This is a genomic window from Microbacterium sp. E-13, from assembly GCF_049912955.1.
Classification (GTDB): Bacteria; Actinomycetota; Actinomycetes; order Actinomycetales; family Microbacteriaceae; genus Microbacterium.
In genome coordinates, this window is record NZ_CP183973.1 from 2,288,677 (window position 1) to 2,304,350 (window position 15,674).

At 70.3% G+C, this 15,674-nt stretch carries 16 protein-coding genes; 2 read left to right on the plus strand and 14 right to left on the minus strand.

What is annotated here, in order from left to right:
• Positions 1-29: 29 nt before the first annotated feature.
• The 3 genes from ilvD to ACN9MP_RS10535 form a co-directional block, all read right to left on the minus strand.
• Positions 30-1,748: a dihydroxy-acid dehydratase gene (ilvD, locus tag ACN9MP_RS10525; protein WP_426319983.1), complete on the minus strand. Its 1,719-nt coding sequence runs from the start codon at positions 1,746-1,748 to the stop codon at positions 30-32.
• A gap of 63 nt (positions 1,749-1,811) precedes the next feature.
• Positions 1,812-2,606, minus strand: coding sequence for a trehalose-phosphatase (gene otsB, locus ACN9MP_RS10530; RefSeq protein WP_426319985.1), 795 nt, complete (start codon positions 2,604-2,606; stop codon positions 1,812-1,814).
• Positions 2,603-4,051, minus strand: coding sequence for an alpha,alpha-trehalose-phosphate synthase (UDP-forming) (locus tag ACN9MP_RS10535; protein WP_426319987.1), 1,449 nt, complete (start codon positions 4,049-4,051; stop codon positions 2,603-2,605). The genes otsB and ACN9MP_RS10535 overlap by 4 nt, the downstream gene beginning before the upstream one ends.
• A 137-nt stretch (positions 4,052-4,188) precedes the next feature.
• On the opposite strand from ACN9MP_RS10535, the gene ACN9MP_RS10540 reads away from it, so the two are divergent.
• Positions 4,189-4,455 (plus strand): hypothetical protein, encoded by a 267-nt coding sequence (locus tag ACN9MP_RS10540; protein ID WP_426319988.1) that lies wholly within the window; start codon positions 4,189-4,191, stop codon positions 4,453-4,455.
• Positions 4,456-4,546: 91 nt separating this feature from the next.
• On the opposite strand, the gene ACN9MP_RS10545 is transcribed toward ACN9MP_RS10540, so the two are convergent.
• The 3 genes from ACN9MP_RS10545 to ACN9MP_RS10555 are packed head-to-tail and all read right to left on the minus strand — an operon-like array spanning position 4,547 to position 7,183.
• The gene (locus ACN9MP_RS10545; protein WP_426319990.1) at positions 4,547-5,731 is read right to left on the minus strand and encodes an acetyl-CoA C-acetyltransferase; all 1,185 of its coding nucleotides are present in this window, start codon (positions 5,729-5,731) and stop codon (positions 4,547-4,549) included.
• Positions 5,728-6,381 (minus strand): CoA transferase subunit B, encoded by a 654-nt coding sequence (locus tag ACN9MP_RS10550; protein ID WP_426319992.1) that lies wholly within the window; start codon positions 6,379-6,381, stop codon positions 5,728-5,730. The genes ACN9MP_RS10545 and ACN9MP_RS10550 overlap by 4 nt, the downstream gene beginning before the upstream one ends.
• Position 6,382: 1 nt before the next feature.
• On the minus strand, positions 6,383-7,183 hold the full coding sequence (locus tag ACN9MP_RS10555) for a CoA transferase subunit A (RefSeq protein ID WP_426319994.1): 801 nt from the start codon (positions 7,181-7,183) through the stop codon (positions 6,383-6,385).
• A gap of 188 nt (positions 7,184-7,371) precedes the next feature.
• Here ACN9MP_RS10555 and ACN9MP_RS10560 point away from each other — a divergent pair, with 188 nt between their 5' ends.
• On the plus strand, positions 7,372-8,160 hold the full coding sequence (locus ACN9MP_RS10560; protein ID WP_426319995.1) for an IclR family transcriptional regulator: 789 nt from the start codon (positions 7,372-7,374) through the stop codon (positions 8,158-8,160).
• Between the two features lie 6 nt (positions 8,161-8,166).
• Here ACN9MP_RS10560 and ACN9MP_RS10565 read toward each other — a convergent pair whose 3' ends face one another.
• From ACN9MP_RS10565 to ACN9MP_RS10600, 8 genes are read right to left on the minus strand one after another with little or no spacing between them, the layout of a single operon-like run.
• Positions 8,167-9,087, minus strand: a complete 921-nt coding sequence (locus tag ACN9MP_RS10565; protein ID WP_426319997.1) for an alpha/beta fold hydrolase — start codon at positions 9,085-9,087, stop codon at positions 8,167-8,169.
• A complete protein-coding gene (locus tag ACN9MP_RS10570; RefSeq protein WP_426319998.1) occupies positions 9,072-9,824 on the minus strand; it encodes a 3-hydroxybutyrate dehydrogenase in 753 nt (250 codons plus the stop codon). Before ACN9MP_RS10570 ends, ACN9MP_RS10565 begins: the two co-directional genes overlap by 16 nt.
• Positions 9,824-10,510 carry a TetR/AcrR family transcriptional regulator gene (locus ACN9MP_RS10575; RefSeq protein ID WP_426319999.1) on the minus strand — a complete coding sequence of 229 codons (687 nt, stop codon included), beginning with the start codon at positions 10,508-10,510 and terminating at the stop codon, positions 9,824-9,826. The genes ACN9MP_RS10570 and ACN9MP_RS10575 overlap by 1 nt, the downstream gene beginning before the upstream one ends.
• Positions 10,507-12,120, minus strand: a complete 1,614-nt coding sequence (locus tag ACN9MP_RS10580) for a class I adenylate-forming enzyme family protein (RefSeq protein WP_426320001.1) — start codon at positions 12,118-12,120, stop codon at positions 10,507-10,509. The genes ACN9MP_RS10575 and ACN9MP_RS10580 overlap by 4 nt, the downstream gene beginning before the upstream one ends.
• On the minus strand, positions 12,117-13,250 hold the full coding sequence (locus ACN9MP_RS10585; protein ID WP_426320003.1) for a branched-chain amino acid ABC transporter permease: 1,134 nt from the start codon (positions 13,248-13,250) through the stop codon (positions 12,117-12,119). Before ACN9MP_RS10585 ends, ACN9MP_RS10580 begins: the two co-directional genes overlap by 4 nt.
• A complete protein-coding gene (locus ACN9MP_RS10590) occupies positions 13,247-14,122 on the minus strand; it encodes a branched-chain amino acid ABC transporter permease (protein WP_426320005.1) in 876 nt (291 codons plus the stop codon). Before ACN9MP_RS10590 ends, ACN9MP_RS10585 begins: the two co-directional genes overlap by 4 nt.
• Positions 14,119-14,835 carry an ABC transporter ATP-binding protein gene (locus tag ACN9MP_RS10595; protein WP_426320006.1) on the minus strand — a complete coding sequence of 239 codons (717 nt, stop codon included), beginning with the start codon at positions 14,833-14,835 and terminating at the stop codon, positions 14,119-14,121. Before ACN9MP_RS10595 ends, ACN9MP_RS10590 begins: the two co-directional genes overlap by 4 nt.
• Positions 14,832-15,662 carry an ABC transporter ATP-binding protein gene (locus ACN9MP_RS10600; RefSeq protein ID WP_426320008.1) on the minus strand — a complete coding sequence of 277 codons (831 nt, stop codon included), beginning with the start codon at positions 15,660-15,662 and terminating at the stop codon, positions 14,832-14,834. The genes ACN9MP_RS10595 and ACN9MP_RS10600 overlap by 4 nt, the downstream gene beginning before the upstream one ends.
• Positions 15,663-15,674: the final 12 nt, after the last annotated feature.

A 15,674-nucleotide genomic window follows, 5' to 3' on the forward strand; every position in this document is an offset into this window, starting at 1 on the left:
GGGTTGGACGGATGCCGGAAGCCAGGGGCTCAACCGGTGGTCGCGCCCTCCGCAGCGGAGCGCACGAGTCGGGAGTACTTGGCAAGGACGCCACGGGTATAGCGCGGGGGAAGCGGCTCCCAGCCAGAGCGGCGGGAGCTCAGCTCGGTCTCGTCGACGAGTAGGTCGAGAGTGCGAGCCGCGATATCGACCCGTATCAGATCACCATCGCTCACGAAGGCGATGGGACCAGCGTCCACCGCTTCGGGTGCTATGTGGCCGATGCACAGGCCGGTTGTGCCGCCTGAGAATCGTCCGTCCGTCAAGAGTAGTACATCTTTTCCGAGCCCGGCGCCCTTGATGGCAGCGGTGATCGCGAGCATCTCGCGCATGCCGGGGCCGCCCTTGGGGCCCTCGTAGCGGATCACCACGACGTCGCCCGCGACGATCTCGCCGGCCTCGAGCGCGTCCATCGCGGCACGCTCGCGCTCGAACACGCGGGCCGGGCCCTCGAACACGTTGCCGTCGAAGCCGGCCGACTTGACGACCGCACCCTCCGGGGCGATCGTGCCGTGGAGGATCGTGATGCCGCCCTTCTCGTGGATCGGGTCGTCGAAGCGGTGGATGACCTTGCCGTCGACCGGGTCGGGGTCGAGCTCGGCGAGGTTCTCGGCCAGCGTCTTGCCCGTCACGGTGAGCGCGTCGCCGTGGAGCAGCCCCTCGTCGAGCATCGCCTTCATGATGACCGGGATACCGCCGTGACGGTCGACGTCGTTCATGACGTACTGGCCGAACGGCTTCATGTCGGCCACGTGGGGCACCTTGTCGCCGATGCGGTTGAAGTCGTGGAGATTCAAGTCGACCTCGGCCTCCCGCGCGATGGCGAGGAGGTGCAGCACGACGTTGGTCGAGCCGCCGAGCGCCATCGCCAGCGCGATCGCGTTCTCGAACGCCTCGGGGGTCAGGATGTCGCGCGTCGTGATGCCCTGGCGCAGCAGGTTCACGACCGCCTCGCCAGAACGGTGGGCGAAGTAGTCGCGGCGACGGTCGGCCGAGGGCGGCGCGGCCGAGCCGGGAAGGCTGAGGCCGAGGGCCTCTGCGACCGAGGCCATCGTGTTGGCGGTGTACATGCCACCGCAGGCACCCTCGCCCGGCGCGATCGCGCACTCGATGCGCTTGAGGTCGGCCTCGCTCATCTTGCCCGCGAGGCACGCGCCCACTGCCTCGAACGAGTCGATGATCGTGACGTCCTTCTCGGTGCCGTCCGACAGCTTGACCCAGCCCGGGGCGATGGAGCCGGCATAGAGGAAGACGCTCGACAGGTCGAGGCGGGCCGATGCCATGAGCATGCCCGGGATGGACTTGTCGCAGCCGGCCAGCAGCACCGAGCCGTCGAGGCGCTCGGCCATGATGACGGTCTCGACCGAGTCGGCGATGACCTCGCGCGACACGAGCGAGAAGTGCATGCCCTCGTGGCCCATCGAGATGCCGTCCGACACCGAGATGGTGCCGAACTGCAGCGGGTAGCCGCCTCCCGCGTGCACGCCCTCCTTGGCGCCCTGCGCGAGCCGGTCCAGGCTCAGGTTGCAGGGAGTGATCTCGTTCCAGCTCGAGGCGATGCCGATCTGCGGCTTGTCCCAGTCCGCGTCGCCCATGCCGACCGCGCGGAGCATTCCGCGTGAGGTCGTGGCTTCGATGCCGTCGGTGACGACGCGACTGCGGGGCTTGATGTCGATGGAGTTGTCAGCGGGCGAATCGGGCAGGGCCATTGGTGCATTCTATTCCCGCCGCGAACACGCCTCGGGCCGAGTGACGGCCGCGGCCCGCTCCGGTCATCCGCGCTCGCGCATGCGGGCCGCCGCCAGTGCCAGGAGGAGTCCCGCGAGCGCGGCGATGTCGGCGACGCGCACGGTCGCCGCCGTGGCGCCCCCGCCGACGCGCACGCCCACGTCGCCGGAGCTGAGACTCGCCAGCGCGTCCTCATCGGTGACGTCGTCACCGGCGAACAGCACCGCGGTGGCCCCGACGCGCTCCCGCAACTCTGCGATCGCCGAATCCTTGCCCTCGTGGCGGAAGGCGAACTCGACGATGTTGTGGCCGGTGCGTCGCCGCCAGTGCGGCGCCTCCGACGCGACGATGGCGTCGACCAGGCGGTTCGCCTCGGCCGCGGCCTCGGGTGACGCGCGCCTCGTGTGCACGCCGAATCCGAAGGTCTTCGGTTCGATCCAGACGCCGTCCAGATGGGCCGTCGCATCTTCGGCGTGGGTGCGCAGCGTGTCGCGCAGAGTGACGTCGGCCTCGTCCTCACCGTGGCTCACGACGCCCTCGCCCGGTGACCAGAACTCTGCGCCGTGGGACCCCGCAAGCAGCACCTTCGACTCGTCGTCGTGCTCGGCGATCACCCGCAGGTCCACGAGGCTGCGCCCCGAGACGAACGCCACGATCGTCTCGGGCGCCTCGATCAGCGCGGTGACGGCCTCGCGGGCGGCAGGCAGCATCCGTGCGTCCATCGGCTCGTCCTCGAGCGGCGAGAGCGTGCCGTCGAAGTCCAGAGCGACGAGAAGGCGATCGGATGCTGCGAGCCGGCCGATCGCCTCGTGCCCCTCGTCGGTGAGAGCCTCGGTCACTCCCCTGCCTCCTGGTCGCGCAGCCGGCCGACGCGTGCCTCTTCGAGGGCATCGAGGAACGAGCGCGACCATCGTGCGACGTCGCTCTCGATGACCTTCTTCCGCAGGGCGCGCATGCGCCGCCCCTGCTCGGCAGGCGGCATCTCGATCGCCCGCATGATGGCGTCCTTCATGCCGTCGATGTCGTGGGGGTTGATGCGCACCGCGCTCGGCAGCTCATCGGCAGCCCCGGCGAACTCGCTGAGCACCAGCACGCCCTTGTTGTCGATGCGCGATGCGACGTACTCCTTGGCCACGAGGTTCATGCCGTCGCGCAGGGCGGTGACGAGCATGACGTCGGCCGCCAGGAACAGCGCCACCATCTCCTCACGCGGATACGCCTGGTGGAGGTAGCGGATCGCGGTGTGATCCATGGTGTCGAAGTCTCCGTTGATGCGGCCCACTGTGAGTTCGATCTCGTCTCGCAGCTGCATGTACGCCTCGACACGCTCACGGCTGGGGCTCGCCACCTGCACCAGGGTGACGTCCTCGACGGAGACGCGCCCGTCCTCGAGCAGCTCGCCGAAGGCCTTCATGCGGTGGCGTATGCCCTTGGTGTAGTCGAGCCGGTCGACGCCGAGCAGGATCTTCTTCGGGTTGCCGAGGCTCTCGCGGATCTCCGTGGCGCGCGCCCGCACGTCCTCGCGCCGCGCGAGCTCGATGTACGAACGGGCATCGATCGAGATCGGGAAGGCCTTCGCCAGTGCCCGCCTCGTGGACCCGTCGGGATTCGGGACGGTGATCCCGGTCGCCTTCGTCTGGTAGCGGAACTGGCGCCGGACGGCACGCGCGAAGTTGCCGGCATCCGCCACCCGCTGGAAGCCGATGACATCGGCGCCCAGGAGGCCCTCGAGCACCTGTCGACGCCACGGCAACTGCGAGTAGAGCCCGTATGCCGGAAAAGGAATGTGGTGGAAGTACCCGATCGTGAGGTCTGGGCGGGCCTCTCGGATCATCTGCGGAACGAGCTGAAGCTGGTAGTCCTGCACCCAGACCGTGCCGCCTTGGGCGGCCACCGCGGCCGCCGCCTCCGCGAAGCGCCGGTTGACCCGCACGTAGGCGTCCCACCACACGCGCCGGTAGCGGGGCTCGGCGATGACATCGTGGTAGAGCGGCCAGAAGGTGTCGTTCGACATGCCCTCGTAGTACTTCTCGACATCGTCGGCGCTCAGCGTGACCGGAACGAGGTGCGTCCCCTCGAACTCGAAGGGCTCCACCTCGATGTCGGGCTGCCCGGGCCAGCCGACCCAGGCACCGTCGGCCCGGCGCATCACCGGTTCGAGCGCGGTCACGAGCCCACCCGGTGAGCGGCGCCAGCCCGGCTCGCCGTCGTCTCCGACCACCCGGTCCACAGGAAGGCGGTTCGCGACGACGACCAGGTCGGCGGTGGGTGCGGGCTCTGTCACGCGGGCTCCTGACGGTTTCGTGGACTCGGCACGCCCAGGCTAACAGCGGCGTTCGGAGGGTCTTCCGCCTCTTGACGCACCGTGCGAGCGCATGTCAAGGGGCGCGGGCCCGACCCGCCCCGCGCTAACGTGGCCCCATGCGCAAGTACCTCTTCGGCACCGGGCTCTTCACGGCCTTCACGGGCGGGATGACGCTGCTCAGGGGTCTCCGCGAGAAGGAGCCGTTCACGTGGCGCCAGGTTCTGGCGTGGATCAGCTGGGGAATCTCGGTCGCGCTCGTGGTCGGGGCGATCGTCGACCTGCGCCGCGCGGGGAGCGGCAAGGAGATCGCGAAGGACTCCCCCGTCCACGGGAAAGAGCAGTCGCTGCGCAAGGAGCGCGTCAAGCGCAACCTCGAGGCCTGATCGCCTCTGCCCTCGCCCCCTCGAGTGGCGCAACACGCGGAATCGAGCGAACGACCCCGCGTGTTGCGACCCCCGAAGCACGCCTCGCGGATCAGCGCGTGAGGATCAGCGCGTCTCCCTGACCACCTCCGCCGCACAGCGCGACCGCCGCCGTGCCGCCGCCGCGTCGCACGAGCTCGTGCACCGCGTGCACGACGAGACGGTTGCCGGATGCCCCGATCGGGTGCCCGATCGCGATGCCGCCGCCGTGCGGGTTGACGACGTCGTCGGCGAGGCCGAGTTCGGCCTGCGACCGCACGACGACCGCGGCGAACGCCTCGTTGATCTCGACGATGTCGAGGTCGGAGGGGGTGATCCCCTGCTTGGCCAGCGCCTTCTCGATCGCGCGCGCCGGCTGCGAGTGCAGCGAGTTGTCGGGTCCGGCCACCTGGCCGGAGGCGCCGACGGCCGCGAGCACCGGCCAGCCGTTCTCGTCCGCGTGCGAGCGGGTCGTCAGCACGACCGCCGACGCGCCGTCGGAGATCTGCGACGAGTTGCCGGCAGTGATGGATCCGCCCTCGGCGAAGGCCGGCCGCAGGCCCGCCAGCGTCTCGACGGTCGTCTCGGGCCGGACGCCCTCGTCCCTCGTCACGACCACCGGGTCGCCCTTGCGCTGCGGAATGGGCACCGGAACGATCTCGGCCTCGAAGACACCCTCGGCCTGCGCAGCGGCCGCGCGCTGGTGCGAACGTGCGGCGACGGCATCCTGAGCCTCTCGAGTGATCTCGAGTGCGCCGTTGTGCCGCTCCGTCGACGCGCCCATGCTCTCGCGGTCGTACGCGTCGGTGAGACCGTCGTAGGCCATGTGGTCGAGCACCTCGATCGACCCGTAGGCCCAGCCGTCGCGCGAGCCCATCATGAGGTGCGGGGCGCGGGTCATCGACTCCATGCCGGCCGCGACGACGACCGTGGCGTCGCCCGTCGCGATCATTCGGGCACCGTCGATGATGGCGGTGAGGCCCGACAGACACACCTTGTTGATCGATCCGGAGTGGACGCCCCAGGGGATGCCGGCGCCCACCGCCGCCTGCCGCGCGGGGTTCTGCCCCGCACCGGCCGCGAGGACCTGCCCGACGAGCACGGCGTCGACGGCGTCTGCGGGGATGCCGCCCTTCTCGAGAGCTCCCTTGATCGCGGCACTGCCGAGCTGCACCGCGGTGAGCGGCGCCAGCTGGCCCTTCAGCCGCCCCTGCGGTGTGCGCGCAGCGGCGACGATGACGACGTCGTCGTGGTTCATGCTTCGATTCTCTCTCCGACGGCGACCGTCAGCTCCGGTTGGGTGGCGGCGATGACCTCGTCGACGGTGACGCCCGGGGCGGTCTCCACCAGTACGAGGCCGGCGTCCGTGACGTCGATGACCGCGAGGTCCGTGATGATGCGATCGACCACGCCGCGGCCCGTGAGCGGCAGGGTGCATTCGTCGACGATCTTCGGGGACCCGTCCTTGGCGACGTGCTCCATGAGCACGATGACCTTCGCCGCACCGTGCACGAGGTCCATCGCGCCGCCGGGGCCCTTCACCATCTTCCCCGGGATCATCCAGTTCGCGAGGTCGCCGGTGGCCGAGACCTGCATCGCGCCCAGGATGGCGGCATCGATCTTGCCGCCGCGGATCATGCCGAAGCTCGTCGCCGAGTCGAAGAACGCAGCTCCCGGCAGGGTCGTCACCGTCTCCTTGCCGGCGTTGATGAGGTCGGGGTCGACGTTCTCCTCGGTCGGGTACGGCCCGACCCCGAGGATGCCGTTCTCGGATTGCAGCACGACCGTCACGCCCTCGGGCACGAAGTTCGGCACGAGGGTCGGCAGGCCGATGCCGAGGTTGACGTACGCGCCGTCGGCGAGCTCCCGGGCCGCGCGCGCGGCCATCTCGTTGCGGGTGAGCGGCATGTCAGGCTCCTTCCGGCATCTCGCGCGAGGCGGCCTGCGAGACGCTGACCGTGCGCCGCTCGATGCGCTTCTCGATGTCGGACCCGACTTCCACGATGCGGTGCACGTAGATGCCGGGAAGGTGGATGCTGTCGGGGTTCAGCTCGCCGGGTTCCACCAGCTCCTCGACCTGTGCGATGCACACGCGCCCGGCCATCGCGGCGAGCGGGTTGAAGTTGCGCGCCGCCTTGTTGAAGACGAGGTTGCCATGACGATCGCCCCGGAGCGCGTGCACGAGCGCGAAGTCCGTGACGATCGCCTCCTCGAGCACGTACTCGCGGGCCGCGCCCGACATGTCGAAGCGGCGGACGTCCTTCGCCGGCGATGCCACCGCGATGCTGCCGTCGGCGGCGTACTTGCGAGGCAGCCCGCCCTCGGCGACCTGCGTGCCGACGCCCGTCTGCGTGTAGAAGGCGGCGATGCCCGACCCGCCGGCGCGGAGCTTCTCGGCCAGCGTGCCTTGGGGCGTCAGCTCCAGTTCGAGCTCGCCCGTCAGGAACTGCCGCTCGAACTCCTTGTTCTCTCCCACGTACGACGACGTCATCTTGCGGATGCGCTTGGCGTTCAGCAGCACCCCGAGGCCCCAGTCATCCACACCGCAGTTGTTGCTGACGATGCTGAGGTCGCTCGTGCCCTGCGCCAGCAGCGCCTCGATGAGGGCGATGGGGTTGCCCGAGAGTCCGAACCCGCCCACCGCGAGGGAGGCGCCGTCGGGGATGTCGGCGACCGCGTCGGCCGCCGATCCCCAAGTCTTGTCGATCATTGTGCTCCTTTTGCATGGACGACATCTGCAGAACTCCACGGATCTGTGGCGATGCGCCCGGCCTACGCGGGTTGTCGCCACGGCATCCGCTCGATGCGTGGAGTTCTGCAGACCATGCTTCCCCGGGCCTTGCGCCGACGCCAGGCTGAGCTTGCGATGTGGCCACGATACGTCGTAGCGTCCACATTATGGACGCGACCGCCAAACGCACCGTTCCGGGCGCTCAATCGATCGCCCGTGCCGCCCACCTGCTGCGCCTCGTCACCTCCGGCGGGGAGCACGGGATGCCGGTGGCAGAGCTGGCCCGGCGCGCCGACCTCACGCGGCCGACCACGCACCGGCTCCTCACCGCCCTCCGTCACGAGGGGCTCGTCGACCAGGACGAGCGAACGGGGCGGTGGATGCCCGGACCCGAGCTCTTCCTCATGGGCACGGTCGCCGCGTCCCGCTATGACATCACCGCGGTCGCCCGCGACATCGTGCGATCGCTCGCCGTGCGAACGGAGGAGAGCGCGTTCCTGTCGGTACGCCGGGGCGATGAGACGGTGTGCCTGCTGCGGGAGGAGGGCAGCTTCCCGATCCGCTCGTTCGTGCTGTCGGAGGGCGTGCGCTTTCCCCTGGGCGTCGCATCCGCGGGACTGGCCATCCTTTCTTTCCTGCCGCCCCACGATGTGGACGCCTACTTCGACCGCCACCCCGACCTGGCGCGCGACTGGGGTGCTTCTCACAGTGAGCCGCGCCTTCGGGCTCGCGTGCGCGAGACTCAGGAGCGCGGCTACGCCGTGAACCCCGGTCTGATCGTCGAGGGCTCGCACGGGATCGGCGCGGCGGTCTTCACCCGCGAGGGGCACCCGCAGTGGGCGCTGAGCCTGACCGGCGTCGAGTTCCGCTTCGGCGCCGATCGCCTTCCCGAGCTCGGTCGCACGCTCCTCGCGCACGCGCACCAGCTGACCACCCGCATCGCCGCGTCCCGCTGAGGGCGGCTAGCCGGTGGGCACCGCCGCGAGCTCCTCGCGCACGGCGGCGGCGACCACGTCGGCGCCGCCGGGTGACATCACGATCGTGTAGTGGTTGAAGCCCTCGACGCGCTCGTGATCGACACCGGGGTATCGTGCCAGCAGGCGCTGGAGGTGCTCCGGCGCGTAAAGGCCCGGCGGTTCGTCCTGCAGGCCGCGCGGCACGGTGATGAGCCTGGTCGGATGCTGCAGCCCGGCCAGCGCGCCGGGCAGAGCCGTTCCCGTGTTCATGTCGACCGTGTCATCGGCGGTGGTGGCGTAGCTCGTCGCCGGGCGGTACTCCCCGGCGTCGTCGGCGACGAGGTCGTACGCGAGGTAGCTCTCGAGCTCGGGGCTCCAGTCCGAGGCGAACGCCGGGTGCTGCCGCCAGAACTCCAGGTACTGCTCCGCGCCCGCGAACCTCATCGACAGGCGCGCCGCCGTCGGGCCGAGGATGCCGGCGACCAGCTCGTCGGTGCTGAGTCCGGCCGGCACGTCGAGCGGCAGGCCGCCGTCCACCAGCAGGAGCCGCGACACGCGATCCGAGTACAGGTGGGCGAGGACCACGGAGACGAACCCGCCCATCGAGTGGCCCACGACGAGGCAGCGCTCCACCTCCACGGCGTCGAGGAGCGCCGCGAGGTCGGCCGCGTGCGCCGCCATCCCCGCTGCGCCTTCGATCCCGTTGCTGCGGCCGCGGCCGCGCAGGTCGGGTGCGACGACGCGCACCCCGGGCAGCCGCTCGACCACGAACGGCCACGCGAGATGCGAGGCCGTGACCCCGTGCACCAGCAGCACGGTCGGCGCGTCGGCCGCGGCATCCAGCGGCTCCCACACTCCGGCCCGCAGGAGGCCGCCCTCCACGGCGACGTCGATCTTGCGGTACTCGTGGTTCACCGTGCGGTCCACCCGCCGTCCATCGTGTACGAGGCGCCCGTGACCATGCCGGCCTTGTCGGAGACCAGCCACCCCGCCAGCGAGGCCACCTCGTCTGCCTCGACGAGGCGCTTCACGGCACTCTCGGTGAGCATGATCCTCTCGACCACTTCGCTCTCGGGGATGCCGTGCACCTTGGCCTGATCCGCGATCTGCTTCTCGACGAGCGGCGTGCGCACGTAGGCGGGATTGATGCAGTTGCTCGTCACGCCATGCGTGGCGCCCTCGAGCGCCGTCACCTTCGACAGCCCCTCCAGGCCGTGCTTGGCCGAGACGTATGCCGACTTGTACGCGCTCGCCCGGAGGCCGTGCGCGCTCGAGATGTTCACGACCCGCCCCCACCCCCGCTCGTACATCCGCGGCAGCGCGGCCCGGATGAGAAGGAACGGTGACTCGAGCATCAGCCGCAGGATGAGGCGGAAGGCGTCGGGATCGAACTCCGTGATCGGCGCGACGCGCTGGATCCCCGCGTTGTTCACGAGGATGTCGACGTCGAGCGTCAGATCGTCGAGCGCTGCCGTGTCGGCGAGGTCGACGACGCAGGGCTCGCCGCCGACGGCGGTGGCGGCATCCGTCGCGGCATCCGCGTTGAAGTCCGCGATGATGACGTGCGCGCCCCGCGACGCGAACTCGTGGGCGCAGGCCAGGCCGATGCCGCTCGCACCGCCCGTGATCAGCGCGCGCTTGCCTGCCAGATCGTTCTCCGCCATCAGCCTTCCTTCTTCTCGTCGCCGGCCCGAGGGGCCAGCGCGTTGTCGATGAACCGGGTCATGCCGTCGAGCACCACCGGGTCGAGCTCGGCGGGGGGCTTGCCGTCGGCGTCGCGCTCCCACAGCAGGAACCGCATGCCGATCAGCTCGCCCATGCCCATGAGCGCCCATGCCGTGGTCTCGGGATCGAGCGCGCGGTCGACGTCTCCGGAGGCCTGCGCGGCGCGCAGGCCCGCCTCGTACCCTTCGACGATCCGCGTGTAGTGCATGCGCAGCACTTCCGGCGAGACGAACTCGGCCTCGCGCACGACGCGGTACAGCGCAGGATGCTGCGCTGTGAACCGGAAGAAGCCGGCGAAACCGGCCCGCTCCGCTTCCAGCCGCGTGGTCGTCCCCGACATCGCCTCCGACATCGAGTGGCGCACGCGGCGGTTGAGGTCGAGCACCAGCGCCTCGAAGATCGACTGCTTGCTGTCGAAATACAGGTAGAACGTGCCGAGTCCGATGCCGGCGCGCTCGGTGATCTTGACGATGGATGCCTCGTGGTAGCCCTGATCGGCGAACACGAGCTCCGCGGCCTCGAGCAGGCGCCGCCGCGTCGCTTCGCCCCGCTTCGTCAGCGGGCGTCCGGTCGCGGAAGAGACCAGCGCCTCTCCGGGATCGACGAGTTCGTCGGACATGCTCATTCGGACTCCCCCTCCGTCGGCGCGCCGCCTGCGGCGCGCTGCTCGGACTCGCTCTCCCCCGAGCGGTCCATCACCATCACGGCCCGTTCGCGCAGTCGCGAGCGGGCGAGCTTCTCTATCGTCGAGCGCGGCAGCTCGTCCGTGAACTCCACGTGCACCGGGACCTTGAAGGCCGCGAGGTTGCGACGGGCGTGCGCCAGCACCTCGTCGGTCGAGAGCGCCGCGCCGGCGACGGGAACGACGAACGCGACGCCGCGTTCGCCCCACACCGGGTCGGGCACCCCGACCACAGCGGCCGCCTCGATGAGAGGATGCAGGCACAGCGCGTACTCGACCTCGGCGGGGGCGACGTTCTCGCCGCCCGAGATGAAGATGTCCTTGAGCCGATCGACGACGCGGAACACGCCGCTCGCGTCGCGCGACACCAGGTCGCCGGTGCGCAGCCAGTCGCCGCTCATGGCACGTGCCGTCGCGGCGGCGTCGCCGAGGTAGCCGGCGAAGACGCTCGGCCCTCGCACCCAGAGCTCTCCGGTCGCCTCGCCCTCGAGGGGAAGCCCCGTCGCGGGATCGACGACACGCACGCTCACGTGCGGATACGGCCGTCCCACCGCGCCCCGCGCGCCGAGGGACTCCGTCGCCGGAAGGTGCAGGACGTTCGGCGCCGCCTCGGTCAGCCCGTAGCCCTGCGTCAGGGCGATCCCGCGTGCCCGCCACGCGTCCTGCAGCGACGCCGGCATGGTCGCACCGCCCACCAGCGCGAGGCGGAGGGACGAGACATCCGTCGCCCGCCACTCCCGATCGGCGGCGAGCAGGGCGTACTGCGTCGGCACGCCCATCATCGCGGTCACGCCTCGATCGGCGATGAGCTGCAGCACACGGGCCGGCTGGAACGAGCGCTCGAGCACGACGGTCGCGCCCACCCACCAGGCGAGCAGCGGCTGGCAGTTCCACGCGGCGACGTGGAACTGCGGGAGCATCGCCAGCACGACGTCGTGCTGCGTGAGCGGCAGCGCCTGCGAGAGGGCGAGGTTGTTCCAGAAGCAGTTCGCGTGGGTGAGCACGACGCCCTTCGGGGCCGCCTCGCTGCCCGACGTGAAGATCACGAGCAGCGCGTCGTCGTCGTGCACCGGCCGTCGCGGTGCCGGCTCCGCCGCGCGAGGGACGGATGCCTCGACCCCGGTGGTGCCGAGGATCGCAGCGGGCGCCGTGACCTGGGCCGCTCGGAGGGCCTCTCCGGCGAGGGCGGTGTGCTCGTCCTCGATGAGGACGAGCGCGGGGGCGGAGCGGGTGAGCACGTCGGCGAGCTCGCGGGGCGTCAACCGCCAGGACAGCGGCACCAGGGCGATTCCCGTGAGGGCGCAGGCGAAGAACGCCACGACGTGGTCGGTCGAGTTGCCCGACAGCGTGGCGATGCGATCGCCGGGCCCGTAGCCCGCGTGCCGGAGCGCCTCGGCGAGGTCGCCTGACCGGGCGGCGAGCGTCGCGTAGTCCGTGGTGACGCCGCGATCGTCGACGGCGATGCGCTCGGGCGAGCGCGCCGCGCGGTCGACGAGCCAGCGGCCGATCGTGTGGGGGCCGTCGTCGACGTCGAGGTCCCGCGTCCAGCTCATGCCCGCACCTCGACGGGGGCATCGGCGGTCTCGTGAGCCTGCTCGGCGTCGTCGAGGCCGCGGAGCGACCCGCGCACGTTCTCTCCTCGGCGTCGTCGCACGGCCGCGTCGATCGTGCCGGCGATGCCGCCGGGCAGGAACATCACCACGACGATGAACAGCACCCCGAGGAGGAAGAGCGGCTCCGACAGCGGGATGCGCAGCACGTCGGGAAGGCCGGCGATGGCCTCGGATCCGGCGAGCACCGTCAGTCGCTGATCCAGCAGCGTGTAGAGCACACCGCCAACGATGGCACCCCAGCGGAATCCCGCGCCACCCAGCACGACCATGACGAGCACGGTGATCGTGAGGTCGGCCGACACCGAGCGCGGGACGGTGCCCGACTGCAGGAGCATGTAGGCGACGCCCGAGAGGCTCGCGAGCGCGGCGGCGATGACGAACACGATGAGACGCACGCGGTAGGGCGACAGTCCGAGCACCCGCACCCGCTGCTCGTTCTCACGGGTCGCCCGCGCGAGGTGCCCCAGGCGCGACGTGTCGACCCACAGCGTGACGAGATAGACGACGACCAGCACGGCGAGCGTGAACCAGTAGAGGTTGCGCGTGTTGACGACGCCGATGAGGAAGTCGGGCACCTGCTCGGTGTTCAGGCTCAGTCCCTCCTCGCCGCCGGTGACCTGCGAGTTGCGGCGCACGAGCACCGATCCCGCCTGCGCGAAGGCGAGCGTCACCATCGCGAACGGGATGCCCGACACCCGCATCGACACCGCTCCGGTGACGAGGGCGATCGCCATGCCGCCGATCAGCGCGATGAACACGCCCGGCCACAGCGGCACGCCGAAGTGCTCGAGCGCGATGCCCAGCCCGTACGCGCCGGCGCCGAAGTAGAGGGCATGGCCGAACGACAGCATCCCCCCGGATCCGAGCAGCAGGTTGTACGACAGCGCGAGCGCGGCGAACACCATGCACAGCGACAGCAGCGCCAGCGTTCCGGGCATGTAGGTGGGAGTGGGAAGGATGCCGGGGAGCGAGAGGTTCAGCAGCGGCAGCACCGCCATGAACGCGACCAGCACCACGCCGGCGATCGCGGGGACGTACCGGACCGTTCTCTGAGCCTGTCGAAGGGTCATGCCTTCCTCCCGAGGAGTCCGGTCGGACGTACCAGCAGCACGAGGGCCAGCAGGATCACGACGATGAAGTCGCCGGTGCCGCCGAGGTAGAAGTTCGCGAACTGCTGGAGCACGGCGACGAGGACGGATGCCACTGCCGCGCCCGTGAGCGAACCCAGACCCCCCACGACGGTCACGATGAAGGCGAAGATCAGCAGCGTCTGCCCGAGGTGCGCCGACACGAAGGTGGAATAGTGCATCGCCAGCACTCCCCCGATGCCGGCTGCGGCACCGCCGATGGCGAAGACGAGCGTGAACGAGCGGCGCACGTCGATGCCGAGGGCCGTCACCATCGAGCGGTTCTCGACGCCCGCCCGGATGATCATGCCGTAGCGCGTCTTCTGCAGGAACAGCACGAGGGCCGCCAGCACGAGCACCGCCGCGATCATTAGCACCCAGTACGTGTTGGGGATGCGGGCTCCCAGCACGTCGGTCGTCTGCTTCAGCCAGGGCGGCCCGGAGATGTGGATCGGGTCGGTGCCCCAGATCCCCTCGAACAGGGCGACGGCCGCGAACGACAGGCCGACCGTGACGAGCACCTGCTCGATGTGCCGCTCGTACAGCGGGCGGATGAGCACGAGCTCGGTGAGCGTGGCGAACACCGCGCCCACTCCGGCGCCCACGAGCACCGACAGGAGGAACGAGCCCCACGAGTCCGTGCCGAGCGCCTGAGCGACCAGGAAGCCGATGAAGGCGCTCAGCGTGAGGAACGCCCCGTGGGCGAAGTTCAGCACGTGCATGAGGCCGTAGATGAGGCTCAGGCCGCTCGCGACCAGGAAATAGAGAGCGCCGAGGCCGACGCCGGTGATGAGAGTCAGGACGAGGGTGCTCATGCGTCTTCATGCTCCACGTGGACGCCGAGGAGGCGGCGGGTGAGGTCTTCGTCGTCGAGGAGGTCGAGCGCTTTGCCGACGTGCGCGACACGCCCGCCGGCGATGACGACCGCATCGTGGGCGAGACGGCGCACGACCTCGAGGTTCTGCTCGACGAGGAGGATCGGAACGGTCTTCGACGCCTCCTGCAGCGCGTCGGCCACTTCGGCGACGATCTTCGGCGCGAGCCCCTTGGTGGGCTCGTCGACGAGCAGCAGCTGGTTGTCGTTGAGCAGGGCCCGGGCGACCGACACCATCTGCTGCTGCCCGCCCGACAGGGTGCCGGCCTGCTGCTCGCGCCGGGCGACGAGATCGGGGAAGAGCGCGTCGACGAACTCGCGCCGCGGATGGCGCTGGCGCTCGGCGAGGGCGAGGTTCTCGGCGACCGTGAGCTTCGAGAACACCTCGCGGTCCTCCGGCACATAACCGACGCCGCGGCGCACGATCCGGTGGGTGCTCAGCCCGTCGATGCGCTCACCGGCGAGCCGGACGTGACCGCGGCGCGAGATCAGGCCGAGAATGCCGCGGAGCGTCGAGGTCTTGCCGACACCGTTGCGGCCGAGCACGGCGGTGATGCCGGTGGCGGGCACGTCGAACGAGACGTCTTCGACGACCTGCTGCCCCGCGATCGTGCAGCGGAGGTTCCGCACCGTGAGGATCGGTTCGCCGCTCATGCCGCCTCCGACCCCGTCGACCCGGTGCCGAGGTAGGCGCTCTGCACGAGGGGGTTCTCCATGATCCGCTGGGGGGTGTCGTAGGCGATGATCGTGCCGAAGTACATCACCGCCACCTTCTCGACGAGCCCCATGAGCACGTCGATGTGATGCTCGACCATGAGCAGCGTGCAGCCCTTCTCGCGCTGCATCCGCCGGATGTTGTCGACGAGCCCCGGCACGTCCCCCGAGGCGACACCCGCCATCGGCTCATCGAGCAGCACGATGCTCGCCTCCGTGGCGAGCAGCACGGCGATCTCGAGCTTGCGCTTGTCGCCGTGAGAGATGTCGCCCGCCATCGCGTCGCGCATGTGCGTGAGCCCGACGGCGCCGAGCTTCTCGAGCGCGAGCTCGGTCGCGGCATCCGTCCGCCTCGGGAAGTGGAGGAGAGACCCCGAGCCGCCGAGCGACACCTGTGCCGCCAGGCGCACGTTCTCGAGCACCGAGAGCTTCGGGAAGAGGCTCGAGGTCTGGAAGGTGCGGCCCAGTCCCGCCCGCGCCCTCGCCGGCACCGACGCCGTCGTGACGTCGCGACCATCGAGGACGACCCGGCCGGCGGTGGGCTTCATGAGCCCTGAGATCACGTTGAAGAGCGTGGTCTTGCCGGCGCCGTTCGGACCGATGACGCCCACGAGGGAGCCGGCCTCGATGTCGAGCTCGACGTCCTTGAGGATCGTAGCGCCGCCGATCTGCACGCCGAGGCCCTCGATCTTGAGCGGAGATCCGCGGCGCGCGCTCTCCACAGCGGGCTCGGACCGCACGGGTGCGGACGGGACTGGGTTGCTCATCGCTTCTGAGTG